The organism is Streptosporangium sp. CA-135522 (assembly GCF_050949235.1).
In the GTDB taxonomy this organism is placed as follows: Bacteria; Actinomycetota; Actinomycetes; order Streptosporangiales; family Streptosporangiaceae; genus Streptosporangium.
Window position 1 is genome coordinate 3,578,165 of the sequence record NZ_CP192026.1, and the last position, 23,460, is coordinate 3,601,624.

22 protein-coding genes and 1 pseudogene are annotated in these 23,460 nt (G+C 71.8%); 11 read left to right on the forward strand and 12 right to left on the reverse strand.

Features of this window, described 5'->3' with window-relative positions:
• Nucleotides 1-6 precede the first annotated feature (6 nt).
• A pseudogene (gene arfB, locus ACQPYK_RS16855) lies at nucleotides 7-393 on the reverse strand (alternative ribosome rescue aminoacyl-tRNA hydrolase ArfB); the annotation flags it as partial.
• A 232-nt stretch (nucleotides 394-625) separates the two neighbouring features.
• On the opposite strand from arfB, the gene ACQPYK_RS16860 reads away from it, so the two are divergent.
• The 3 genes from ACQPYK_RS16860 (at nucleotide 626) to ACQPYK_RS16870 (ending at nucleotide 3,748) form a co-directional block, all read left to right on the forward strand.
• Nucleotides 626-1,459, forward strand: coding sequence for a hypothetical protein (locus ACQPYK_RS16860; RefSeq protein ID WP_433256246.1), 834 nt, complete (start codon nucleotides 626-628; stop codon nucleotides 1,457-1,459).
• Nucleotides 1,460-1,566: 107 nt separating this feature from the next.
• Entirely contained in the window at nucleotides 1,567-3,117 is a 1,551-nt protein-coding gene (locus tag ACQPYK_RS16865) for an alkaline phosphatase D family protein (RefSeq protein ID WP_433256247.1), read from the forward strand.
• Nucleotides 3,118-3,157: 40 nt separating this feature from the next.
• Nucleotides 3,158-3,748: a hypothetical protein gene (locus ACQPYK_RS16870; RefSeq protein ID WP_433256248.1), complete on the forward strand. Its 591-nt coding sequence runs from the start codon at nucleotides 3,158-3,160 to the stop codon at nucleotides 3,746-3,748.
• Here ACQPYK_RS16870 and ACQPYK_RS16875 read toward each other — a convergent pair.
• A complete protein-coding gene (locus ACQPYK_RS16875) occupies nucleotides 3,723-5,156 on the reverse strand; it encodes an FG-GAP repeat protein (RefSeq protein ID WP_433256250.1) in 1,434 nt (477 codons plus the stop codon). The two genes, ACQPYK_RS16870 and ACQPYK_RS16875, sit on opposite strands and share 26 nt — an antisense overlap.
• A 118-nt stretch (nucleotides 5,157-5,274) precedes the next feature.
• Between ACQPYK_RS16875 and ACQPYK_RS16880 the strand changes: the two genes are divergently transcribed.
• Entirely contained in the window at nucleotides 5,275-6,504 is a 1,230-nt protein-coding gene (locus ACQPYK_RS16880) for a cytochrome P450 (RefSeq protein WP_433256251.1), read from the forward strand.
• Nucleotides 6,505-6,524: 20 nt separating this feature from the next.
• Here ACQPYK_RS16880 and ACQPYK_RS16885 read toward each other — a convergent pair whose 3' ends face one another.
• On the reverse strand, nucleotides 6,525-7,103 hold the full coding sequence (locus ACQPYK_RS16885; RefSeq protein ID WP_433256253.1) for a TetR/AcrR family transcriptional regulator: 579 nt from the start codon (nucleotides 7,101-7,103) through the stop codon (nucleotides 6,525-6,527).
• A 111-nt stretch (nucleotides 7,104-7,214) separates the two neighbouring features.
• Between ACQPYK_RS16885 and ACQPYK_RS16890 the strand changes: the two genes are divergently transcribed.
• Nucleotides 7,215-7,856 carry an NAD(P)-dependent oxidoreductase gene (locus ACQPYK_RS16890; protein ID WP_433256255.1) on the forward strand — a complete coding sequence of 214 codons (642 nt, stop codon included), beginning with the start codon at nucleotides 7,215-7,217 and terminating at the stop codon, nucleotides 7,854-7,856.
• Between the two features lie 28 nt (nucleotides 7,857-7,884).
• On the opposite strand, the gene ACQPYK_RS16895 is transcribed toward ACQPYK_RS16890, so the two are convergent.
• Nucleotides 7,885-9,333 (reverse strand): MFS transporter, encoded by a 1,449-nt coding sequence (locus ACQPYK_RS16895; RefSeq protein WP_433256256.1) that lies wholly within the window; start codon nucleotides 9,331-9,333, stop codon nucleotides 7,885-7,887.
• A 212-nt stretch (nucleotides 9,334-9,545) separates the two neighbouring features.
• Between ACQPYK_RS16895 and ACQPYK_RS16900 the strand changes: the two genes are divergently transcribed.
• From ACQPYK_RS16900 to ACQPYK_RS16925, 6 genes are all read left to right on the forward strand, one after another.
• Entirely contained in the window at nucleotides 9,546-10,439 is an 894-nt protein-coding gene (locus ACQPYK_RS16900) for an STM4015 family protein (protein ID WP_433256258.1), read from the forward strand.
• Between the two features lie 4 nt (nucleotides 10,440-10,443).
• Nucleotides 10,444-11,457, forward strand: a complete 1,014-nt coding sequence (locus tag ACQPYK_RS16905) for an STM4015 family protein (protein ID WP_433256259.1) — start codon at nucleotides 10,444-10,446, stop codon at nucleotides 11,455-11,457.
• Entirely contained in the window at nucleotides 11,454-12,656 is a 1,203-nt protein-coding gene (locus ACQPYK_RS16910; protein ID WP_433256261.1) for an STM4014 family protein, read from the forward strand. The genes ACQPYK_RS16905 and ACQPYK_RS16910 overlap by 4 nt, the downstream gene beginning before the upstream one ends.
• A 91-nt stretch (nucleotides 12,657-12,747) precedes the next feature.
• Nucleotides 12,748-13,554, forward strand: coding sequence for an STM4013/SEN3800 family hydrolase (locus tag ACQPYK_RS16915; RefSeq protein WP_433258822.1), 807 nt, complete (start codon nucleotides 12,748-12,750; stop codon nucleotides 13,552-13,554).
• Complete coding sequence (locus ACQPYK_RS16920; protein WP_433256263.1) at nucleotides 13,545-15,080, forward strand: STM4012 family radical SAM protein; 1,536 nt, start codon at nucleotides 13,545-13,547, stop codon at nucleotides 15,078-15,080. Before ACQPYK_RS16915 ends, ACQPYK_RS16920 begins: the two co-directional genes overlap by 10 nt.
• A 125-nt stretch (nucleotides 15,081-15,205) precedes the next feature.
• A complete protein-coding gene (locus tag ACQPYK_RS16925; protein ID WP_433256265.1) occupies nucleotides 15,206-16,057 on the forward strand; it encodes an STM4011 family radical SAM protein in 852 nt (283 codons plus the stop codon).
• Between the two features lie 13 nt (nucleotides 16,058-16,070).
• On the opposite strand, the gene ACQPYK_RS16930 is transcribed toward ACQPYK_RS16925, so the two are convergent.
• The 8 genes from ACQPYK_RS16930 to ACQPYK_RS16965 all read right to left on the reverse strand — a co-directional run bounded on the left by ACQPYK_RS16930 (nucleotide 16,071) and on the right by ACQPYK_RS16965 (nucleotide 23,163).
• Nucleotides 16,071-17,102, reverse strand: a complete 1,032-nt coding sequence (locus ACQPYK_RS16930; protein WP_433256267.1) for a DUF6745 domain-containing protein — start codon at nucleotides 17,100-17,102, stop codon at nucleotides 16,071-16,073.
• Between the two features lie 166 nt (nucleotides 17,103-17,268).
• Entirely contained in the window at nucleotides 17,269-17,595 is a 327-nt protein-coding gene (locus ACQPYK_RS16935; RefSeq protein ID WP_433256269.1) for a hypothetical protein, read from the reverse strand.
• Between the two features lie 319 nt (nucleotides 17,596-17,914).
• Entirely contained in the window at nucleotides 17,915-18,508 is a 594-nt protein-coding gene (locus tag ACQPYK_RS16940) for a TetR/AcrR family transcriptional regulator (RefSeq protein WP_433256271.1), read from the reverse strand.
• Nucleotides 18,509-18,622: 114 nt separating this feature from the next.
• Complete coding sequence (locus ACQPYK_RS16945) at nucleotides 18,623-19,276, reverse strand: heme oxygenase (biliverdin-producing) (protein ID WP_433256272.1); 654 nt, start codon at nucleotides 19,274-19,276, stop codon at nucleotides 18,623-18,625.
• 69 nt (nucleotides 19,277-19,345) lie between these two features.
• Nucleotides 19,346-20,464 (reverse strand): acyltransferase family protein, encoded by a 1,119-nt coding sequence (locus ACQPYK_RS16950; RefSeq protein WP_433256274.1) that lies wholly within the window; start codon nucleotides 20,462-20,464, stop codon nucleotides 19,346-19,348.
• Nucleotides 20,457-20,849: an alpha/beta hydrolase gene (locus ACQPYK_RS16955; protein WP_433256276.1), complete on the reverse strand. Its 393-nt coding sequence runs from the start codon at nucleotides 20,847-20,849 to the stop codon at nucleotides 20,457-20,459. Before ACQPYK_RS16955 ends, ACQPYK_RS16950 begins: the two co-directional genes overlap by 8 nt.
• Before the next feature lie 332 nt (nucleotides 20,850-21,181).
• Nucleotides 21,182-21,838: a response regulator gene (locus ACQPYK_RS16960; protein ID WP_433256278.1), complete on the reverse strand. Its 657-nt coding sequence runs from the start codon at nucleotides 21,836-21,838 to the stop codon at nucleotides 21,182-21,184.
• Nucleotides 21,835-23,163 carry a sensor histidine kinase gene (locus ACQPYK_RS16965; protein ID WP_433256279.1) on the reverse strand — a complete coding sequence of 443 codons (1,329 nt, stop codon included), beginning with the start codon at nucleotides 23,161-23,163 and terminating at the stop codon, nucleotides 21,835-21,837. The genes ACQPYK_RS16960 and ACQPYK_RS16965 overlap by 4 nt, the downstream gene beginning before the upstream one ends.
• Nucleotides 23,164-23,460 lie beyond the last annotated feature (297 nt).

Below are 23,460 nucleotides of genomic sequence, written 5' to 3' on the forward strand. Positions count from 1 at the left end.
CGGCGTTCAGATGTCGCGGCGCAGGCGCTTGAGGTCGGAGCGCTGCTTCTTGGCGGTGATCCGCCGCTCGACGGCGCCCTTGCTGGGTTTGGTCGGGCGGCGCTTCTTGGGTGGCGGGGCGATCGCCTCGCGCAGGAGCTGGGCCAGGCGCATCTCGGCGGCCTCGCGGTTGCGCAGCTGGGAGCGGAACTCCGAGGCGGCGATGGTGACGACGCCGTTCACCAGGCGGGGGGCGAGGCGTTCCAGGGCGCGGGCCCTGAGGAGCGGGCCGAACGCCTCGGTGGCGGCCAGGTCGAAGCTGAGCTCGACCCGGCTGTCGGTGGTGTTGACGCCCTGCCCGCCGGGGCCCGAGGAACGGGAGAACCGCCAGTGGAGCTCGGTCTCGGGAACGGAGACCGAGCCGCTGATCTGAAGCGGACCGGGCATGACGGGTGACTCCTTTTCGCAGGACGGGCGTTCAGAATAACGGGAGAGCAAACCCATACATCAAGCGATTTATGCCCCATTCAAGCCGTGCTGACGACGATGGTCTTGTCGCGCTCGTTTCCTTCCGCCACAGTGACTCCGGGCAAGTCATAGTGACTCGGGCAGATGGTACGAACCGGTGAACGGGAGGCGGGGGCACGTGGGGAAAATCGTCGGCGTGCACGGAATAGGCAAGTACCACTATTACCGCGACGCCGGAAACTCGGTCGACGGCGCCGCAGCCGCGGTGCGCGACAAGTGGGACCGTTACCTGCACAGGGGCCTGACCGGCGGCAGGCCGTACGCCAGGGAGCGCTACATCACCGAGATCGCCTACTACGCCCACCTGCTGGGCGAGCACAAGGACGACTCTCCCCGCGCCGTGCAGAACATGGACACCCCCGCCCAGGAGGTCTTCGTCGCCTGGGCCGGGCAGCTCGGCTCGGTGGGGGAGAGGCTGACCGGCGCGCTGCACCTGGCGACCGGCTGGCTGCTGGACCGCCTGCAGACCAACGCGGCCGACTTCGCCAGGTTCTTCTGTCCCGAGGTCGCCGCCTACATGGCCGCCGGCGGCGAGGCGCGGGCGAAGGTGCGGGCGGCCGTGGCGGGGACGATCAGGCGCAACCAGCCCAGAGTGGTGATCGCCCACTCCCTCGGCAGCGTGGTGACCTACGAGACGCTCTGGGCCAACCCCGACCTGAAGGTGGACCTGCTGATCACCCTCGGCAGCCCGCTCGGCATGCGCAACGTGATCTTCGAGCGTCTGCTGCCCACCCCGGTCAACGGCCGGGGCCGGCGCCCGCCGTCCGTCGGGCGCTGGGTCAACGTCGCCGACAAGGACGACATCGCGGCCATCCCCGCGGCCCTGCGGGAGCGCTTCACCGGGGTCGATCAGGAGGCTCTGGTCAACCTGGACTGGCTCGACTTCCACACCGTGGAGAAGTACCTGGGCTGCGGCGCGCTCAACGAACATCTGAAGCCGTATCTGGGCTGACCCGCCGCCGGTGGCTGCGGGTGGCCCGCTCGCCTGTGCAACGGCTGTTCACCCCGCCTTGATTCGCAGGCCACAGCGGGGACAGATGAAGGGGTTGCACTGGCGGTGTGGAGCAGAAGCCGTCACGCAGAGCGTTCCTGTCCGTCGCCGCCGCGGGTGCGGGTGGCCTGTTGCTCACCGGGGCCGCCCTCGCCCCGGCCGTCGCCCCCAGGGCCCTGGGCCGCGATCCGTTCACCCTCGGGATCGCGGCCGGCGACCCGTCGCGCGCCGGGTTCGTGCTGTGGACCAGGCTCGCCCCGGACCCGCTGGGCCCGGACGGGCACGGTGGGATGCCGGCCCGGGACGTGGACGTCGAATGGCAGCTCGCCACCGACGAGCGGTTCGCGAAGGTGGTCCGCAGCGGTACCGAGACCGCGCGGTGGAAGCGGGCGCACAGCGTCCACGTCGAACTGGACGGGCTGGAGCCCGGCCGGGAGTACTTCTACCGCTTCCGCGCCGACGGTCATCTGTCGCGGATCGGGCGCACCCGCACCACGCCGGCCGTCCTGTCCCCGCTCACCCTGGCCATAGCCGCCTGCGCCCACTACGAGCACGGCTACTACACGGCGTACCGGAGGCTGGCCGAGCAGGATCCCGACCTGGTCGTGCACCTGGGCGACTACATGTACGAGTACGCGCCCCAGGGCTACACCGCGCTCGGCGGGAGCGTCCGGCGGCACACCGAGGGCAAGTGCGCCACGCTGGCCGACTACCGGATGCGGCACGCGCAGTACAAGAGCGACGCCGACCTGCAGGCCGCGCACGCGGTCGCGCCCTGGCTGGTCGCCTTCGACGACCACGAGATCGAGAACAACTGGGCCGGCGACGTCTCCAGCAACGGCCTGCCGGGGTTCGCCCGGCGCAGGGCCAACGCCTTCCAGGCCTACTACGAGAACATGCCGCTGCGTCGGGCGAGCCTGCCCGGCGGGGCGTCGATGCGGATCCACCGCCGGGTGGACTGGGGGCCGCTGGCCCGGTTCCACCTGCTCGACACCCGGCAGTTCCGCGATGACCAGGCGTGCGAGGACGGGCTGAGGTCCGGCTGCGACGACCGGCTCGCGACCGGGCGCACCCTGCTCGGCGAGGACCAGCGGCGCTGGCTGCTGGACGGGCTGGCCGCCTCCGGCGCCCGGTGGAACCTGATCGGCCAGCAGGTCCTCATGGCCCAGCGCGACTCCAAGATCGGACCGGGCACCGAGGTCAACATGGATTCCTGGGACGGCTACGCCGCCGAGCGCACCCGCCTACTCACCGGCCTGCGGGACTCCGGCGCGGCCAATCCGGTCGTGCTGACCGGCGACGCGCACATGCACCACGCCGCCGACCTCAGGCTCGACTTCGACGACCCCGACTCGCCCCGGGTGGCGGTGGAGCTCGTCACCTCGTCGGTGGCCAGCGACGGCGACGGCTACCGTGACAGGGGGCGGATCGCCGAAACCCTCGCGGAGAACCCCCACATCTCCTACCTCGACCAGCGGCGCGGCTACATCGTCTGCCGCCTGACCTCCGATGAGCTGCGGGCCGATTTCCGCACGCTGGACTACATCAGCCGCCGCGGCGCCCCCGCCAAGACCGGCGCCCGGTTCACCATTCCGGCCGGCCGGTCTTCCTTGATCTAATTACGCGGAATTCCGGATGATTTGTTAGATGATGCGGCGTATGAGTCACCTCGCCATGAGGCTCACCGCCGCGGCTCTCGCCGCCGCGCTGGGCGGCGCCCTCCTCGTTCAGAGTCCCGCCACGGCCGCCTCCTTCACCGCGGCCCCGACCCTGACCCCGGCCCTGACCCCGGCACTGGCCCCGACCGCGGCGCTCACGGTGGTCCCCGCCGCCGCGGCCGCCCCCGCCACCACGTCCGCCGCCGCCTTCCGCTACGAGGTCTATTTCCCCAAGTACGTCCACCGGGGCGGATACCTCACCTACACCGTCAAGGTGCGTAACAGGAAGGCTCGCGGCCAGCACTACGTGGCACTCGTCGGAAAGTTCTCCAGCCATTTCCGCAAGATCAAAGTGATCGGCAAGCCGCGCAGCGTCAAGTGTTCCGTCGACCGGCCGGCCGTGGCCTGCCGGATCTCCTCCCTCGACAAGGGCGACTCGACGACCGTCAAGATCCGTGCGTGGGTGGGCTCGCGCCGGGGCACCGCCACGGTCACGTTCGGCGCGGTCGTCACCGACGACCCCCGCGCCCGGCTCGGCGAGATGAAGAAACACATCCGCGGCGGCATCAAGGCGCGCTCGAGGGTCCTGTGAACGCGTAGCCGAAGAGCGTCTTCCCGGCGGCGCCGGCGAGGCTCCTGCCCGTCGCCGGGCGCACGCCCGGATACGCGCCCTTGCGCGTCTGCCCCCGCAGCAGGGTGAGCCTGCCGTCGCCCGGGGCGGCCACCACCAGGCCCCGGCCCGGAATCGTCGCGAGGGCGGCGCCGAAGTCGCCGCCCCGGCCGGAGATCAGCACGTTGTTCCTGCGGGTCAGGCCGCCGGAACGGCCGCCGGCCAGCACCTGGACGGCGTTCTCCCCCGGCACGCCCACGACCAGCTCGTCGTCCCCGTCGCCGTTGAGGTCTCCGGCGGCCAGCGCGGCGCCGAACCGGTCGAAGTAGCGGGGCTCGCCCTTGAGCGAGCGCTGCGACCAGGCCTCCGTGCGCGCGCCGCGCAGGCCGGCGCGCGAGCCGTAGACCACGTCGACGGTGCCGTCGCCGTAGTCCATCGCCCGCTGGTTGACGGTCAGCCCCTCGCCCGGCACCCCGATCGCCAGATCGTCGCGGCCGTCGGCGTCGAAATCCCCGGTGGCCAGCGCCGTCCCGAAGGAGTCCCAGGCCTCACCGACGCCGGCGACGCCCGGACTGTCCTGCGTGAGCAGGGTCGCCCTCCTGCGGCGAACGTCGAGCACGGTGACCGAGCCCTGGCCGTTGCGCTCCCGGATCGAGTCGCCGGGCGCGCCCACCGCGATCTCGTCGCGGCCGTCGCCGTCGAAGTCCCCGGCCGCGAGCACCGCCCCGAACTGGTCGGTCTCCTTCGCGCCCTGCCGGACCCAGCCGCTGTCCTGATCGATCACCCGGTGCCCGCGCCCCTCGAACCCGTAGATCCCGACGCCGCCCCCGCCCAGACCGGGGATGCCGATCGCCAGCTCGTCGTCGCCGTCACCGTCGAGGTCACCGGCGGCGAGCGCGGCCCCGAACCGGTCGGGACCGCGCCTGCGGCCCAGGTCCCGGGCGCTGATCACCCTGCCGGGGCGCAGGCCCTCGGGGGAGCCGTGAAAGAGCTGCACGACGCCGTCACCGTCGGCGCCCGGCCGGGAGCGGTCCTCCTCGGAGACGCCCACGGCCAGGTCGGCGCAGCGGTCGCCGTCGAAGTCCCCGGCCGCCAGCGCCGCGCCGAACGCGTCGCCGGTCTCCGCCTCGCCCGGCACACCGGCGTCGTCCTGGGTGAGTCGCGCGTCGTCGCGCATGCCGTACAGGACGGTGACGGATCCGGCGCGGGCGTGACCGCCGACGGAGGTGTACGGCGCGGCCACCGCGAGGTCGGCCCGGCCGTCGCCGTCGAAGTCGGAGGGGACGCCGGAGCAGGCGCCGGCGGCGGCGGGGAAGACGGGGAGAAGGAGGCCGGCGAGTACGGCGGAGGCGGGGACGAGTACGGCGGAGGCGAGGAACGCGGCTCTCATAGGGGAATGGTTTCCGGATATTCGGACATCCGGCCCACCGGGATATGAAATCCACATGGCCGGTACGGGTAAAGAACATGCCGGGATTCCCGGCGGGGAACGTGTCACGATTGACGGCATGGAGATCGACCTGGCCGACCTGGGATTCTGGCGCCGCCCGCCGAACGAGCGGCACGAGGCGTTCGCGCGCCTGCGGGACTTGGACCGGCCGGTGTTCTTCGAGGAGAGGCGGGTGCCGCTGCTGCGTTCGGGCAAGGGCTTCTACGCGCTCGTGCGGCACGCCGACGTGGTGGAGGCCAGCCGCAACGCCAGGGTGTTCTCCAGCGAGCCCGGGGTCTCCAGCCCCGAGCCGCCCGGCTGGGTCAAGCACGTGTTCGGCGAGTCCATGGTCAATATGGACGACCCCCGGCACGCCCGGCTGCGCCGCATCGTCTCCCGGGCGTTCAGCCCGAAGATGCTGGGCAACCTGCAAGGCGACATCGACAGGGCGTGCGCGCGGATCGTCGACGACGCGGTGGCGGCCGGGCCCGGCGACTTCGTCCGCCAGATCGCCGCCCGGCTGCCCATCCACGTCATCTGCGACATGATGGGGATTCCCGACGACGCGCGCGCCGAAGTGCACGAACACGTGGACGTCTCCACCGCCTACAGCGGGATACGGCCCAGCCTGGCGCACACCGTCCGGATGGCCGCGCGCAACACGTTCGCGCTGCTCGCCCTGCAGCGCCTGGTGATCAGGCTCGGCCGGGAGCGCGCCGGTACGCCGCGGGACGACCTGGTCTCGGCGCTGGTCACCGCCAACATCGACGGCGAGAGGCTGACGGACCGGGAGCTGGGGTCGTTCTTCGCCCTCCTGCTCGTCGCGGGGAACGAGACGGCGCGCAACACCATGGCGCACGGCATCAAGCTGCTCACCGACAATCCGGAGCAGCGGCGCCTGCTGACGGAGGACTTCGACGCGCGCGTCGGCGGTGCGATCGAGGAGATGGTCCGCCACGTCTCGCCCGTCATGCAGTTCCGTCGCACGGTCACCGAGGACTACGACCTGCGCGGCCTGCGCCTGAAGGCGGGGGACAAGGTCGTGCTCTTCTACGGCTCGGCCAACCGTGACGCGGAGGTCTTCCCCGATCCCGACCGGTTCGACATCACCCGCGACACCAAGTCACACGTGGGCTTCGGCGGCCCGGGGCCGCACTTCTGCCTGGGCGCCAACCTCGCCCGCCAGGAGATCAAAGCGATGTTCCGCGAGCTGCTCACCCGGCTGCCGGACATCCGCTCGGTCGGCGAGCCGGAACTGCTGGTCTCCAACTTCGACAACAGCGTCCGGAGCCAGGCCTTCACCTTCTGAGACCGTCCACCGAGAGGGGCTCACAGACCTGCGGCGAGGTTGCGGGCGAGCCGGCCCGCGGCCTCGGCGGGGGCCTCGACGTCGGAGAAGTGGCGCAGGAAGGCGTGCTGCAGGCAGGCGCCGAGCAGCAGCGCCGCGACCGCCTCCGGGTCGGCCTCCGGCCTGACCCGGCCCAGGGCCTGTTCGGCGCGGAGATAGGCGGCCAGACCGGCGTTGACGGTCTGCGGTCCGGCGCCCCGCTCGCGCATCGCCGCGCGATAGCCCTCCAGAAGCCGCAGCTCGGAGAAGATCGAGGCCGCCATGGGGAAGCTCTCGTCATAGAACGTGATCGCGGCGTGCGCGACCCTCTCCAGGGTTCCCACGACCGTGTCCCGGCCCGCCTCATCCGCCAGGCCGGCCAGGAGGCGGGGCAGGCCGCCGGGCACGCGCTCCTGGAGCACCGCCAGGAAAAGGTCCTCCTTGGCGCGAAAGTGCTTGTACAGCAGCGCCTCGGAGCAGCCGGCCGTTCTGGCGATCTCCTTGGTGGTGGCGCGGGCGAGCCCCTGGTCGCGCATGACCTGTGCCGCGGCGTCGACGATCCGCTCTCTGGTGCTCCGCACGGGTGTCTCCCATTTGACAGGTGAGTGAGTGCTTACTCACGATAGGGGTAAGCAAACACTCACCCAGTCATCCCGGCCGGGAAACCCCGGCCGGGGGCAGGAGCGATTCCGATGAAGTTGACAGTTTTCGGAGCGAGCGGCGGAACGGGGACGCAGTTGGTCCGGCAGGCGCTCGACGCGGGGCACGAGGTGACCGCCGTGGCACGTGAGTCCTCCCGGCTGTCCTTCCCCGACCACCCCGGGCTGACCGTGATCCGCGCCGACGTGCGCTCCCCGAACGCCGTCGGACCCGCCGTCGAGGGCCGGGACGCGGTCCTGTCGGCGCTCGGCTCCACGAGCGCGCGGACCCCGACCGACGTCTGCGCCGCCGGCGTCCGCGGCATCCTGGGCGCCATGGCGGACACCGGCGCGCGGCGGCTGATCGTGGTCAGCGCCAGCGGCGCGTTCACCGACGGCGGGGATGGGCCGTTCACCCGGCTGGTCGCCAAACCCCTCCTGCAACGCTTCCTGCGGCACCCGTTCGCGGACACGCGGATCATGGAGGAGGAGATCCGCGCCACCGCCGACCTCGACTGGACCATCGTGCGCCCGCCCCGGCTGACCGACGGTCCCCGTACGGGCCGCTACCGCACCTCGCTCGACCGCAACGTCCGCGGCGGCCTCACCCTGTCCCGGGCCGACCTGGCCGACTGCGTCCTCAACCGCCTCGACGACCCGGAGACGATCAGGACCGTGGTGTGCGTCGGGTACTGACCACTGCCCGCGCGATCCGCAGCGGCACTCACATGCCCTGCTGGGGGGACTGCACCGGGCAGCCCGTACACGCCTCCGTCTCGGCCGCGTGCTCCCGCACGTCCGCCAGGACGTTCTCGCGGATGGACAGGAAGGCGATCAACGCGGCGGCGGCCATCATCGCCGCGCTGATCAGCATCGTCGTGTGGAATCCCGTGGTGAAGACGACCGGGTCGTGGAAGGCGTCGCCGGTCAGGCCGGCCAGCGGCGGGATCGCGGCGACGGCCAGCAGGCCGCCGGTGCGCGCGACGGCGTTGTTGACACCGCTGGCCACCCCCGCGTAACGCTCCTCGGCGCTGGCCAGCACGGTCGCGGTGAGCGGCGCGACCGCCGCCGACACTCCCAGGCCGAACAGGGCCGTCGTGGGCAGCACGTCCGTCAGGTAGTCCGAACCCGGGCCGATCCTGGACATCAGCAGCAGAGCGGCGGCGCAGATCAGGATGCCCCCGGTCATCGGCAACCGGGGGCCGATCCGCTTGGCCAGCTCACCCGCCCGGGAGGAAAGCAGCAGCATCAGGATCGTCATCGGGATCATCGAGGATCCGGCGAGCACCGGGGAGAAACCCGCCGCGACCTGCAGTTCGACGACGAGCAGGAAGAACACCACGCCCATCGCGGCGTACATGACGAACGTGACGAGGTTGACCGCGGTGAACACCTTCGAGGCGAAGACCCCGACCGGCACCAGAGCGTCGGGCGAGCGCCTGATCTGCAGCCAGACGAACGCCGCCCCCAGCAGGCAGCCCGCCACGAGAGGGATCGGCTGCAGGCCGATCAGGCCGTAGGTGATCCCGGCCAGCGCCAGCGCGGCCAGCACCGCGCCGAGCACGTCGAACCGCCCGGTGGCCGTCACGTCCCTGCTCTCCGGCACGTGCCGTGCGGCCACCGCCACCACGAGCACGGCCAGCGGCAGGTTGATCAGGAACACCCACCGCCACCCGGCCGTCTCCACCAGCCATCCGCCGAGCAGCGGCCCGACGGCCGCCGCCACCCCGCCCAGCCCCGACCAGGCTCCGATCGCCCGGGGCCGGTCCTCCCGGACGAAGGACGCCTGGATGATGGCCAGGGAGCCCGGCGTGAGCAGCGCCCCGCCGACGCCCTGCAGCGCCCGGGCCGCGATCAGCATCTCCACGTTGGGCGCCAGCCCGCACAGGGCCGAGGCGAGCGCGAACCAGGCCACGCCGATCAGGAAGACCTTGCGCCTGCCGTACCGGTCGCCGAGCGAGCCGCCCAGCAGGATCAGGCCCGCCAGGGTGAGGGTGTAGGCGTTGACGGTCCACTGCAGGCCCGCCATGTCGGCATCGAGGCTCTCACCGAGCGCGGGCAACGCCACGTTGACGACCGTGCCGTCCAGCAGCGCCATTCCCGAACCGAGCACGGTGGTGAGCAGGACCCAGCGCCCGCGGGCCGAATCGAGCCGAATATGGCCGTTTTTCATAACTATCATCATCGCGGACCGGTTTCCTTGATCTCACACGCCTGCATGATTCACGAAGTGTCGGTGATCTCTGGTAGGACGTGATCTGCCATGTTTCGCCTGACAGGAGCCCTGATGAACCGCAGTGAGTTCGACGGGTGACGGCCGGTCCCGCGTCGGCGGTCGGTGAGCAGGCCGGCATCCCCCTTCCCCTTTCCTCCAGAGGAACCGAGATGAACAACGACAACCCCGGCCACGGCGCCGTATGGAACCTGCGCGGCGACTCCTACGCCCATGTGACGGGCGATGACAAGGCAGGGGCATCGCTCCGGCAGGCGTTCGACGATTTCCTCGCCACCCGCGACCTCGGCCGGGTGCGCGAGATCGTCGTCGGCTGGTGGGGGCCCGGCTGGGAGGGCAACACCTCCGAGCTTCCGATCCGCCTGCTGAGCGAGGTGGCCGACCGCCTGACGAACGTGCGGTCGATCATGATCGGCGACATCGAGCCGGAGGAGAGTGAGATCTCCTGGATAGAACACGGAGACCTCACCCCGCTGCTCGAAGCGTTCCCGAGGCTGGAGACGTTGCACGTCCGCGGTGGCAGCGGGCTCCGGCTGCGGCCGGTCCGGCATGAGGCGCTGCGCACGCTGTGGTTCGAAAGCGGCGGGCTGCCCGCCGGCGTGGTCCGCGCCGTCGCGGAGAGCGACCTGCCGGCGCTGGAGCGTCTGGAGATGTGGCTGGGCGTCTCGGAATACTCAGGAGACGCCACGGTCGCCGACCTGGCGGAAATCCTGTCCGGTGAGCGGCTGCCCGCCCTGCGGCACCTGGGCCTGCAGGACAGCGAGATCCAGGACGAGATCGCCGCCGCGGTGGCGTCGGCGCCGGTGGTGGCGCGGCTGGAGTCCCTGGCCCTGTCGATGGGCACGCTCACCGACGAGGGCGCCGAGGCGCTGCTGTCCGGCCAGCCGCTGACCCACCTCAAGCGGCTGGACCTGCACCACCACTTCCTGACCGACGCCATGGTCGAGCGCGTCGAGGCCGCCTTCGCCGGCACCGGCGTCGAGGTCGACCTGTCGGAGCAGGAAGAGGAAGACGACGACTGGCGCTACGTCGCGGTGTCGGAGTGAACGCGTGAACGACCATCCAGCCGAAGACGAGTGGGACGACCCGGATTTCATGACCGACGACGGGGGCGACCCCGGCCAGAGCTTCATCGCCGAGCCCATCCACCTCTACGACGAGCGGCGCCACTACGCGGGACTGCCGGTGGTGCATCCGGACTTTCCCGACGAGATGAGGAGCGTGTCGGACCCCGGAGCCGTCGCCTGGTCGCTGACCTTCGGGTTCGGTGACGAGGGAGGCTGCGAGCGGTTCGTGGACACCCCTCACGCGACCCGGGCCCGGGCGATCGTGATCAGCATGTGGGACGAGCCGACCGAGGTCAGCTCCGAGGAGGTCATCGGCTTCTTCGCGGAGAACGCCGGGAGGTTTCCGAATCTGAGGTCGATCTTCCTGGGCGGCATGCCGTCCGAGGTGTGCGAGATCTCCTGGATCCGGCAGGCCGACGTCACGCCGCTGCTGGAGGCCTACCCCCGGCTGGAGCGGCTGGAGGTCAAGGGAGGTGACGGGCTGCGGCTGCGCCCCGTCCGCCACGAGGCCCTCAACGTGCTCCGGTTCGAGTCGGGCGGTCTCCCCGGGCACGTGGTGCGCGCGGTGGGCGAATGCGACCTGCCCGGCCTGGAGCACCTGGAGCTCTGGCTCGGAACGGACGGCTACGGCGGGGACGCGACGGTGGCCGACCTCGGCGGAATCCTATCCGGCGAAGGACTGCCCTCACTCAGGAGACTCGGCCTGCGTGACAGCGAGATCCAGGACCAGATCGCGGCCGCGGTGGCGTCGGCGCCGGTGGTGGCGCGGCTGGAGTCACTGGCCCTGTCGATGGGCACCCTGTCCGACGAGGGCGCCGAGGCGCTGCTGTCGGGCCAGCCGCTGACCCACCTTCGCCTGCTCGACCTGCGCCATCACTTCCTCGGTGAGGCGATGTGCGAACGCCTGCGGGCGGCGCTCGCCGGAGTCCAGGTCGAGCTGGGAGAGGCTCAGTCCTCGTCCGAAGGCGACTGGCGTTATGTGGTGGTGTCGGAGTGAGCGTGCTGACGGTCGTCGGCACGCCGGGGGAGCGGCGGGTGACCATGTTCGCCGCGGCCTGCGTCCGGTACGGCCTGCGCGAGCCCCGGGTCGTCCCGTGGATTTCGGTGCTCACGGGTGAGGACATCCGTCTGGAGCCGGGGACGTTCGTGCGGATCGAGTCGCCCGGCGAGGACGCCGGGGCCGACGCGTTACTGCGTGGCCCGGGTGAGCCGTCCCGGGTCGGCGGCGGCGCCGCCTGGCACGCGGCCTTCACCGCCGGGACGGCGCGGATCCGTGAAGCCGTCGAGCGGACGCCCGGAGCCGTGCTGCTCGCCGACGTCGGCGAGATCGCGGTGATGTTCGACAAGCGGTTGTGCCACGCGAGGTTGTCGGCGGCCGGGATTCCGGTGCCACCCGCGCTGCCCGGCCCGATCGGAGGTTACGCCGAGCTCCGCGCGCGGATGGACCGGGCCGGCTGGGCGCGGGTGTTCGTCAAGCCGGCCCACGGCTCGTCGGCCTCCGGGGTCATCGCCCTGCACGCCTCCGGAGCGCGGGTCAAGGCGGTGACGTCCGCGGACCTGGCTTCCGACGGGCTGCACAACTCGCTGCGGGTGCGGTCCTATGAGAACGAGGCCGACGTGGCGACGATCGTCGACCTGCTGGCCGGTGACGGCCTCCACGTGGAGCGGTGGTTTCCCAAGGCGAGCCTCGACGGGCGGACGATCGATCTGCGGGTGGTCGTCGTCGACGGCACGCCGACCCATGCCGTGGTCCGCGCCGGCCGCGCTCCCATGACCAACCTGCACCTGGGCGGCAAACGCGGCGATCTCACCGCGGTCAGGGCCAGGCTGGGCGCTCAGGGCTGGGAGCGGGTCCTGCGGACCTCCTCCCGGGCGGCGGCGTGCTTCCCGGGGAGCGTGGCCGTCGGGATCGACCTGATGATCGGCGTCAACTGGCGGAGCTTCGCCGTGGCCGAGGTCAACGCCTTCGGCGACCTGCTGCCCGGGCTGACGGGCCTGCCGGGCGGCGGCGCCGAGGGCCTGGACACCTACGCCACCCAGGTCGAGGCGATCCTCGCCCGTCGTACGGCGGCGGCGGCGGACGCCGTGTGCGGTTCTGCTGCACGCGGTTCCGCCGTGCGCGGTTCCGTTGCGCGTGGTTCCGCCGTGTACGGCTCTGCCGCGCCGATGCCCGTGGGAGGGAACGCCGGTGGATGAGGACCTGGCAGGCGGGATCCCGGCGGGCGAACGGGCGGCGGGGACGGTGGAGATGGCGAGGACGGTGAGGACGGCGGGGACGCTGCCGGACATGAACGCGATCGTGGGAAGCCACGACCTCCTGCTGGTGACGCTCGACACGCTCCGCTACGACGTGGCCGCCGAGCTGATCGCCGCCGGGCGGCTGCCCACCCTGGCGAGGGCGCTGCCGGGTGGACGCTGGGAGCGGCGGCACAGCCCGGGAAGTTTCACCTACGCCGCGCACGCCGCGATCCTCGCCGGGTTCCTGCCGACTCCCGACGTCCCCGGGCCGCATCCCCGTCTGTTCGCGGCGGCGTTCCCCGGCAGCGAGACCACCGCCGCCCACACCTGGATGTTCGACGCGCCCGACCTGCCCGGCGGACTGGCGAAGGCGGGCTACCACACCGTTTGCGTCGGGGGAGTGGGGTTCTTCAACAAGCTCACCCCGCTGGGGTCCGCACTGCCGGGACTGTTCGCCGAGAGCCACTGGGATCCCGCGTTCGGGGTGACCTCGCCGACGTCGTTCGAGGCGCAGATCGAATGCGCCGAGCGGGCGGTGGCCAGGACGGACGGGCCGGTGTTCCTGTTCGTCAACGTGTCGGCGCTGCATCAGCCCAACTGGTTCCACCTGCCGGGGGCCACCCGCGAGCACGGGGACGGCCGTGACAGCCACGCGGCGGCGCTGGAGTACGTGGATCGGCACATCGGCCGGCTCTTCACCCTGATGAGCGCCCGGCGGCCAGGGTTCGCGATCATCTGTTCCGACCACGGCACCGCCTACGGTGAGGGCGGGTACACCGGGCACCGGATCGGCCACGAGGTCGTCTGGACCGTGCCCTACGGAGAGTTCAGGATGGAGCGGGGACGATGGCAGTGACTCCGGCGACCCCGGCGGCTTCGGTGACTTCGGTAACCCCGGAGGCTTCGGCGACTCCGGCGACTCCGGCGGCTTCGGTGACCCAGGCGGCTTCGGATTCCGGCCGGGCGCGGACGCGGGCGCCGCGGGCGGCGGACCCCGGGCCGGGCGGCTCCGCGGCGCGATCGGGTTTCGACGGCTCGATCGACGCGAGCCCGTACCAGGGATACGTCTACGCCTACCCGCACAAGTCGGCCTACCGGCCGCTGGAACCGCGTCCGCCGCTGCGGGAGGTGTGGGCGGCCGAGCCGTTGGAGAGCCTCTTCCTCTACCTGCACATCCCGTTCTGCGAGATGCGCTGCGGGTTCTGCAACCTGTTCACCCGAACCGGCGCCCCCGAGGAACTCGTCGCCGCCTACCTGGACGCTCTGGAACACCAGGCGCGGGCCGTACGGGACGCCCTGGACGGCCCCCGGTTCGTGACCGCGGCCATCGGTGGCGGCACACCGACCTATCTGAGCGCGGCAGAGCTCACCCGGATGTTCGACCTCACCGAGCGGATCATGGGTGCCGACCTGCGGGCCGTGCCGCTGTCGATGGAGACCTCACCGGCGACCGCGACGGCCGACCGGCTCGCCGTCCTGGCCGAACGGGGCACGACCCGGGTCTCGATCGGCGTGCAGAGCTTCATCGACGCCGAGGCCCGCGCGGCGGTCCGGCCGCAGCGGCGGCGGGAGGTCGAGGCGGCGCTCGGCCGGATCAGGGAGGCCGGGTTCGAGACGCTCAACATCGATCTGATCTACGGGATCGACGGGCAGACCGAGCAATCGTGGCGCCACTCGCTGGACGCCGCGCTCGGCTGGGAGCCCGAGGAGATCTACCTCTATCCGCTCTACGTCCGTCCGCTCACCGGTCTCGGCCGCCGCGCGCGCGACTGGGACGACCACCGGCTCGGCCTCTACCGGCAGGGACGCGACCACCTGCTGGCCGCCGGATACGAGCAGGTGTCGATGCGGATGTTCCGGCTGCCGGGGTCTTCCGGCGCGACCGGCTACTGCTGCCAGAGCGACGGAATGGTCGGCCTCGGCTGCGGGGCCAGGTCCTACACCTCCCGTCTCCACTACTCCTACGAGTACGCGGTGGGCGCCCGCCAGGTGCGCGCGATCATCGACGACTACGTACGGCTCGCACCCGGCGAGTTCGCGGTCGCCAACGTGGGATTCCACCTGGACGAGGACGAACGACGGCGGCGCCATCTCATCCAGTCGCTGCTGCAGGCCGAGGGGCTCGACCCGGTCGCCTACCGCGAGCGCTTCGGCGCCGAGGTGACGGCCGACTTCGGCGAGGAGCTGGAACGCCTGACCGTCCGCGGCTGGCTGGAGCCGGTCCGCCCTCCTGGTCCGGCCCGTGGGACGTCCGGAAGCGAGGTGGGCGGTGCCGGGCGGCTGCGGCTCACCGCCGAGGGGCTGGCACGCTCCGACGCGATCGGCCCGGCGTTGTTCTCCGGCCGGGTCCGCGAGCTGATGGCGGGGTACGAGGAACGATGACCGAACGCGCGACGGATCGTGACCTGCCCCTCCTGCCCGGGGAAGGCCTCCTGCCCGGGGAAGGTCGCGGTCTGCCCGTCCTCCCCCCGGAAGGTCGCGGCCTGCCCCTCCTATCTACGTCTACGGTGGAGCCGGCCTTCGGCCACCTGACCATTCTCTACCGGGGCCCGCTGGCGAGCTGCGACTACGACTGCCCCTACTGTCCGTTCGCCAAGCGCCGCGACGACACCGGGCGGCTGCGCCGGGACCGGGCGGCGCTGGAGCGCTTCACCGCGTGGGTGGCCGGGCGGGACCACCCGGTCTCGGTGCTGTTCACCCCATGGGGTGAGGGGCTCGTCCGGTCGTGGTACCGGCGGGCGATGGTCGAGCTCAGCCATCTTCCGCACGTCCGGCGGGTCGCCATCCAGACCAACTTCAGCTGCCGTCCCGACTGGCTGGCCGAGGCCGACCTGGACACGCTCGCGCTGTGGGTGACCTACCACCCCGGTCAGGTCGCCTACGAACGCTTCCTGGACAGGTGCCGCGACCTGGCCGGGCGTGGGGTCCGCTTCAGCGTCGGCGTGGTCGGCCTGCCCGAGCACCTGGACCGGGCCCGGCGGCTCCGGGCCGACCTGCCCGCCGGGGTGTATCTGTGGGTGAACGCCGCCGAGGGCCACCTCTACACCGACGCGCAGGCGGCGGCGTGGACGCGGATCGACCACCTCTTCCCCTACAGCCGCACGCCGCACCGCAGCGCCGGGCGGCCCTGCCGTACGGGGGACAGCGTGATCTCGGTGGACGGCGAGGGCACCGTACGGCGCTGCCACTTCGTCCCGGCCGTCCTCGGCAACCTCTATGACGGGACATTCCGCCCGGCGGCCAGGGCGTGCCCGGCCGCCCTGTGCGACTGCCACATCGGCTATGTCCACCTGGAGCCCACCGGGCTCTACGACGTCTTCGCCGGAGGGATCCTGGAGCGCATCCCGCACACGGGCTGACCCCGCCCGGCCCTCAGGTCTCCAGGGCCGGGTGGTAGTCGGCCTCGGACATGCCGAACGTCCACGCCACGCCCTCGCGCGCGGTGCGGGTGGACGGGGGCACCCGCAGCCAGTATTTGCGGAAGGTGCCGTCGGGCTCGGCGGTGGAGTTGACCACCTCGACCATCACCACCGGCTCGTCGTCGGGCAGGTCGATCCGCCACAGGACGCCCGTCTCGTCTTGGTGCAGCGGGGTCGCGCCGGATTCGGCGAGATAACGGTCGTAGCCGAAGTGCTCCAGCATGACCCGGCGAAGCTCGGCGTTCTCCTCGGCGCGGATGCGCTCGGGGGTCAGCGTCGCCATGGAGGCGGCGAAGCCGGCCGGGACCGGCATGCCGCCCCAGGCGTGCACGGCGAACCCGTCGGGGAACAGCAGCGCCGGGCCTTCGGCGCGGTGCAGTCGTGACAGCTCGTCCAGGTGCAGCTCGGCCGGGCGCTCGCACACGATCGCCACCCGCTCGAACGGCCACCACCAGCCCGCCGACCGGGCGACCTGGACCAATCCCGCCACCTCGGGCCTGCCCAGCGCGTCGAACAGCGACAGCCACGGCGCGTCCTGCTGTCCCAGCACGGCGTCCAGGGTCGAGGCGCGCAGCGCGGCCGCCACGATCTCCGACTCCTCCGTCGCGGCGATGCCCCGGCGAATCTGGGTGACCAGCCTGCTCACCGGATCCCAGAGCCGCCCTCCGGTCAGCGACCAGGCCAGCGGCCAGTCCGTGGGACCCAGCGAGGCGTGCACCTCGGCCCTGGCCCGCTCCCACGGCCCGGTCCGTACCGCCTCGCGCACCGGCCTGCCGGCGCCGAGCGTGGCGATGGCTCGCGCGCCCGCGGCGGGGGAGTCGACCCAGATGATCTTCTCGGGCTCGGTCAGCCCGGCGGCCCGGTAGGCCAGCCGTACACCCTTCTCGGCGCCGGGCCGGTCGGCGGGACCGGGCTGGAAGGCCACCTCCTCCCAGCGGAGTGCGGCGGCGGACAGGACGTCGGCCAGTTCGGTGGTGAGGGTCATCGAATACCTCCAGCGTGGAGATCCCGGGCTTCACCCCGGGGATGTCAGGCTCGGAACTCCTCGGCTGACGGCCGCTCGCTCCGGTGGCGCCCGCGGGGAGAGCCGGTCGGGCGGGAAAAGGGGAAGACGGGGAGAGAGAAGACGGGAACGAGGAAAGACAGGAGAGTCAGTCGGCGACGACGCGGAAGGCGCCGGGGATGTATTCGCGCTGGCGCTGCACGCGATACCAGCCCTTGGGTAGGGAGATCGCGGCGTGCTCCTCGTGGACGACGCGTCCGCCGGAGGGGACGTGCAGGAAGTCGGGGTCCATCGGCCGCGGACCGCGCACCAGCGTGCCGGAGCCGACCACCGCGTGGGCGTGGCCGGTGGCCTCGCCCAGGGCCAGCACCAGCCGGCCGCGGGCGTCACGCGGCGCGGACGGCGAGGTCGTGACCGAGGCGGGCACGGCCTCCTCGCGGACGGGCACGATCAGGATGTCTCCCTGGCGGTACATGTCGATGGCTCCTCGGATCGGGGGTGATCGAAAGCTATCGGTCCCCACCGACATTTCTCAGGTCCACCGCGTCCCGCCGATCTGCGGCCACTGGTCTCCGCTCATCGGCCGTCCGCCGGTCTGCGGCCACCGCTCTCCACCGCGTCCCGCCGGGCTCCACCTACCGTCCGTCCGCCGGGCTCACCTACCGTCCGTCCGCCGGGCTCCACCTACCGCGTCCCGCCGGTCTGCCTACCGTCCGTCCGCCGGGCTCCACCTACCGCGTCCCGCCGGTCTGCCTACCGTCCGTCCGCCGGTCTGCGGCCTATCGGGACGCGCTTCAGGCGCCCAGCCCCCGGAGCACGAATCCGCAGACGGTCTCCTCGGCCTCCTCCGGCGTCACCGCGCCGCCGAGCAGCGGCACCCGCTCGGCACCGATGACGGCGAGGATGATCCGGGCTGTGGCGGCCACGTCGGGGGCGTGGAAGTCGCCCGAGGTCACGCCGCTTTCGATGATGCCGGTCAGGATGTCCTGCATCGGCGCGACGTGGTCGGCCAGGCGTTGGTAGGCGTCGGGGCCCAGGGCCGCCGACAGGTCGGCGGGACCGGGATGGGGGTGGGCGAGCAGCCCGGCCAGCTGGAGCCGGATGAAGGCCCGCAGCCGCTCGGCTGGGGAGGCCCGCTCGGGCAGCTCCCGCTCGTAACTTTCGATGAAGTAGTGAGTGACCCGCTCGGTGAAGGCCAGCAACAGCGCGGCCTTGTCGGGGAAGTAGTTGTAGAGGACGGTGCGGGTGATCCCGGCCTCGTTCGCCACGTCGGTCATCGAGATGGCGTCGATGCCCTGGTCACGGGAGAGGCGCGAGACAGCCTGCAGGATGCGATCCTGTGTCCGGGCGCGATGTTCGCCGATCGTCGGGGCCGAGATCCGGGGCATGCCCCCATGGTCGCACAGGCTCGGCGACGCGAACCGGTCATGAGCCCGCCCGCCTCGGCGCCGAGGCGGGCGCTCCGGCGCGGCGTGCCGCGCGGGGGCGCCGGGACGGTGAGGTCAGGCGGCGGACTCGGCCCGCACCACCCGGCCGAGGTCGCCGAGCACCTCGGTGTTGAGCAGGTAGGCCAGCTTGGTCTCGCGGATGATCCGCTGCTTTTCCGCGTCGTCCACCGGCAGCGCGTCCAGCCGGGCGCGATATTCGTTCTTGAAGCGGGGAAGGCTGCCGATCTGGTCGAACAGGTAGAAGTCGACGCCGCCCCCCGCCTGATAGCCGTAGATCTTCTGCAGTTCCATCCGGATGAACTGCCCGCCGGACAGGTCGCCCATGTAGCGGGTGTAGTGGTGGGCGATGTAGCCACCCGGCCAGGTGGCGACCTGGTTGATCCGGGCGACCAGCGTCCGGGTCGGCTTGGAGGGCTCGATCCTGGACCGCCAACCGGCGCCGTAAACGGTCTCCAGGTCGCGGACCAAGGCCTCTTCGCGGTAAAGCTCGGGAAAGACGAACGGCGCGGCGATCGGGTCGTCGGTCAGAGCCTTGGCGGCTCCGTCGAGGGCGAGGTAGGCGAAGTAGTGCTGGGCGACCATCGCTCCATAGGCCTCGGGGCTGAGCCGTCCGGCCATCAGGGCCTTGAGGTAGCTCTCGTCCTCGGCCGACTCGTGGTCGCCCCAGGTGGCGTTCCGGAGAACTTCGGAGAACGGCGACTCGCTCATGATCACTCCGCGTCGAAGAGGCTCTTCGTGACTTTTATGACACAGTGTCACAAAAGCCGGGTGGCCTCGTCAAGTTGATGACGACACCCTGTCATTAAACCGCCCCCGGACGAAACGGGGCAGCGCGGCGAGTGCCAGCAGCGCGGCGAACACGGGGAACCAGCCCAGCCGGTGCAGCGGCCATCGCGGCTCGGTGGGCGAGGCCAGCAGACCCGCGACGTCACCGAAGCGCAGCGCCGCCAGGGCGGTCACCGCCAGGGCGGTCTGGTGCCACAGGAAGATCGTCATCGCGCCCAGGTTCAGCGTCGCCACCGCCGCCCAGAGCCGGGGACGGCGCATCAGCCGGGCCAGTGGCTCGCGAGCCAGCAGCGCCAGCCCCACCTGGGCGATCCCGAAGAAGGCGGCGGCGAGGGTGGGCGGGCTGAGGTTGGAGACCTTCGCTCCCGTCACGCCCACCATGCTCGCCGGGTAGCCGAACACGGTGACCAGGACCGCGGTCCCGGCCACGCCCGCGGCCAGCAGCCCCGCCGCCGCCCGGCGGGAGGCCAGCGCGCCGTTCGCCCAGTCGATTCCCAGCGCGTACGGCACCAGCCACCCGGCCGCCAGGTTTCCCCACTTCAGCCACTCCGGCCCGGCCTGCCCGAATCTGATCACATCCACCACGAGCACGACGGCGACCGCGCAGCCGGCCGTGACGCCCGGCCGTACCCGCGTCAGCAGCGGGGTGGCGGCGTTGAGTGCGGCGAAGACCGCCAGAAACCACACCGGCCCGACCGCCGGGAGCACCAGCGCCCTGATCGCCTCGTGCGGCATGCCGTGCAGCGCCATCCCCGCCGCGATCCCCGTCCAGACCAGCACCAGCGGCCCCACCGGCCGCAGCAGCCGATCGAACCTGGCCCGCACCCGGGCCGGACGATCCCTACCCGGCCGCAGGCTCCGCGCCGCCGCGTAGCCGCCCACGAAGAAGAACACCGCGAGCGTCTGGAACACCCACGACAGCGGTGTGAGCGATGGCAGCGGGCTCAGGGGGCTGGTGATGCGCATCGTCCCGCCGGGTCCGCGCACCCACGCCGTGACCAGCCAGTGCCCCGTCACCACGCCGAGGATCGCCAGCGCGCGCAACGCGTCCACCCCCCGGTCCCGGTCCGCCGGGGTGGCCGCCTCGATCCGGCTGACGACGCTAGCCACGCGACACCTCGCCGGTCCGGCCGAGGGCGATCAGGGTGAGATTACGCAGGGACTCGCCGCCCGGCTGGAAGTAGTCGCTGTGCCCGCCCGCGCCCGCCGCGAACAGACGGGAGCCGAAGACCGGATCCGCCGGGTCGGCGCCGAAGTCCAGCGCCCGCGCCTCGGCCAGCACCGCCTTGGCGCCGCCGCCCGGCGTGCTGTACGGCTTGGCCCTGCCGCCGTCGAAGGTGGCGGCCCTGGTGTCGGAGCCCGGCACGATGACCGCGACGTGCTCGGCCGTCCTGAGGTCGCCGTAGACCCTGACGATCCGGTCGCCCGGGGGCGTGGGGACGATCACATAGGTGAGCGCGGCGGTGGTGAGCACGGCGAGCGCGCGGCGGAACATGGAGCCTCCTGTCCGGTCGGGGAACCGGAAAGGACGCTAGAGACCAAGATCCGTCGCCGGCGTCGTCCCGTGGTGCTCACCCCGCGGGTCCCTCCCGAGGGTGAGGGACCCGGATCTCAGGCCGGAGCGCCCACGAGGGCGGCCCGCCCGCCATCTCCCATCGCGGCGGGACGGCTTGGAACCCGGGCTCCGCCAGCAGTGGAACGAACTCGCCTGAGGCTCCGCAGGGGTGGGATGAACTCACCTGAGGCTCCGCCGGTGGCGGGACGGGCTTACCCGAGGCTCCGCCGGGGGACGGACGCAACCGAGGCTCCGCCGGTGGTGGGGCGGTCTTACCCGCCTGGTCGGACCAGGCCGGTCTCGTAGGCGTGGACGATGGCCTGCGCCCGGTCGCGCAGGTTCAGTTTCGCCAGGATCCGGCCCACATGGGTCTTGACGGTCTGCTCCGACAGCACGAGCTCCTCGGCGATCTCCTGGTTGGAACGGCCCTGGGCGATGAGGGTGAGCACCTCGGTCTCGCGCTCGGTGATGTCCTCCAGCCGGCCGCGCGGGCGGCGCGGCCCGACCCGGGCGAACTCCGCGATCAGCCGCCTGGTCACCGAAGGCGCCAGCAGCGCCTCCCCGGCCGCGACCACCCGGACCGCCTCGGCCAGCTGCCGGGCCGAGGCGTCCTTGAGCAGGAAACCGCTGGCCCCGGCCCGCAACGCCTCATACACGTAATCGTCGAGGTCGAACGTGGTCAGGATCAACACCTTCGGGCACAAGCCGCCGCCGCCCAGGATCTCTCGCGTCGCGGCCAGCCCGTCCATGACCGGCATCCGCACGTCCATCAACACCACCTCCGGCCGCAGCTCGGCCACCCGGGCCACGGCCTCACGGCCGTCGGCCGCCTCGCCCACCACCTCGATGTCCGGCTGCGAGTCCAGGAACACGGTGAACCCGGTCCGCACCATGCCCTGATCGTCGGCGATGAGCACCCGGATCGTCACACGTCCTCCACGATCGGCAGTATGGCAGTGACCGCGAAGCCCGTGCCGACCGGTCCGGCCCACAGCTTTCCACCGAGCATGGACGCCCGTTCCCGCATCCCGATCAGGCCGTGCCCGGCGTGTCCCCCATGTCCGGGGTCAGCGGGGGAGCGGTGCCCGGCGTCGTTCGCCACATTGATGTGCAGCTCGGCGCCGGAACGGGCGATCCTCATCGAGACGGTCGAACCGGGCGCGTGCCGCATGGCGTTGCTCAGCGACTCCTGCGCGATCCGGTAGGCGGACAGGCTCACCGCGGTGGGCAGCCCCGTCAGGTCGCCCACCAGCTTGAGCGTCACGGTGAGCCCGGCGGAGCGCGCGGTGCCGACGAGCTCCTCCAGGCGGCCCAGGCCCGGCTGCGGCGCGGTGTCCGTGCGCCCGTCCCCGTCTCGCAGCACGCCCAGCACGCGGCGCATCTCGGTCATGGCCGACAGCGACAGCGCGCGGATCTCTCTGAGCCCCTCCTCCAGGCGCCCGGGCTCCCCGCTCGCCTGCAGCGGGACGGCCTCTGCCTGGATGGCGATCACCGACATGTGGTGGGCCACGACGTCGTGCAGTTCCCGGGCGATCCTGGCCCGTTCCTCCAGTGCGGCCTGCCCGGCCAGGGCCCGCTCGCTGCGCCGCTCCTCCTCGGCCAGGCGGCCGGCGGCCAGCCGCCGGGCACGCACGTTGTAGCCGAGGATCGCGGCGGCGCCCAGCAGGGCCGCACCGCCCAGGATCTCAGGGCTCCACAGGAGATCAGGGGCATGGGAGGGGTTGAGGACCCCTCCGGCCAGAGCTGAGAGGACCCACACGCCCAGGGTGGTCTCCCGTTCGCAGCGAGCAGCGACGGAGTAGACGACCAGCGGGTAGGTGATGATCGCTGCTACGGAGTAGGGGGTGGAGATCAACGTCTGCACGATCGGGACGCTCAGGAGCATGCTCGCCGTGGCCAGCCGCCAGGCCGCCAGCGGCCACCAGTTGCGCAACAGCAGGGGAAATGAGGACGCCGCCGCCGCGAACCACAGGAACGCCTCGGGGAACCAATCCGCCGGGCCGCCGGAAGAAGACGCCACCAGCCGCCTCTGCCCCTCCAGGAGGTCCGAGAGCCCGGTGCTGAACAAGCTCCAGGCGAGCAGGAGGTCGGCCAGCAGGACCAGATCGATGGTCCGGAACGGCAGCAGGCCCAAAGACGCGGGAATCGGTATCCGCAGGCGGCGGGAGCGAGGGAACGGAGGGTCGGCGTGGTCGCTGACCACCGCCAGGGTCAGCGGCCGGGTGAGCCGTAGGAGACCGGCGGGCAGATTCACCCGGCAAGCCTAGGCAGTCGCGGACCGGCCCGCGTCACACCCGGGAGGGATCACCCGTCTCACCCCTGAGAGGTACGGCGGGCCTGCGAGGTACGGCGGGCCCGCGAGGTACGGCGGGGCCGCGTATTCCGCGGGCCTGAGGGGTGTGCGGGCCCGCGTATTCCGCGGGCCTGAGGAGTACGCCGGGCCCTGCGGAGACGGTTCGCCATGAAGGGAAATTACACGATTACGATCGCTCACAGCGAACACACTCAATCCCGGGAACATTTGGCGACTCCCATTACTTGAGCGTATGTA

Coding starts and splice junctions, on each gene's coding strand:
- ACQPYK_RS16915 (WP_433258822.1), top strand. CDS start 12,748: ATGAACGCGATCGTGGGAAGCCACGACCTCCTGCTGGTGACGCTCGAC.
- ACQPYK_RS16955 (WP_433256276.1), bottom strand. CDS start 20,849: ATGTTCCGCCGCGCGCTCGCCGTGCTCACCACCGCCGCGCTCACCTAT.
- ACQPYK_RS16875 (WP_433256250.1), bottom strand. CDS start 5,156: ATGAGAGCCGCGTTCCTCGCCTCCGCCGTACTCGTCCCCGCCTCCGCC.
- ACQPYK_RS16880 (WP_433256251.1), top strand. CDS start 5,275: ATGGAGATCGACCTGGCCGACCTGGGATTCTGGCGCCGCCCGCCGAAC.
- ACQPYK_RS16895 (WP_433256256.1), bottom strand. CDS start 9,333: ATGAAAAACGGCCATATTCGGCTCGATTCGGCCCGCGGGCGCTGGGTC.
- ACQPYK_RS16870 (WP_433256248.1), top strand. CDS start 3,158: ATGAGTCACCTCGCCATGAGGCTCACCGCCGCGGCTCTCGCCGCCGCG.
- ACQPYK_RS16940 (WP_433256271.1), bottom strand. CDS start 18,508: ATGCCCCGGATCTCGGCCCCGACGATCGGCGAACATCGCGCCCGGACA.
- ACQPYK_RS16890 (WP_433256255.1), top strand. CDS start 7,215: ATGAAGTTGACAGTTTTCGGAGCGAGCGGCGGAACGGGGACGCAGTTG.
- ACQPYK_RS16935 (WP_433256269.1), bottom strand. CDS start 17,595: ATGTACCGCCAGGGAGACATCCTGATCGTGCCCGTCCGCGAGGAGGCC.
- ACQPYK_RS16945 (WP_433256272.1), bottom strand. CDS start 19,276: ATGAGCGAGTCGCCGTTCTCCGAAGTTCTCCGGAACGCCACCTGGGGC.
- ACQPYK_RS16920 (WP_433256263.1), top strand. CDS start 13,545: ATGGCAGTGACTCCGGCGACCCCGGCGGCTTCGGTGACTTCGGTAACC.
- ACQPYK_RS16930 (WP_433256267.1), bottom strand. CDS start 17,102: ATGACCCTCACCACCGAACTGGCCGACGTCCTGTCCGCCGCCGCACTC.
- ACQPYK_RS16900 (WP_433256258.1), top strand. CDS start 9,546: ATGAACAACGACAACCCCGGCCACGGCGCCGTATGGAACCTGCGCGGC.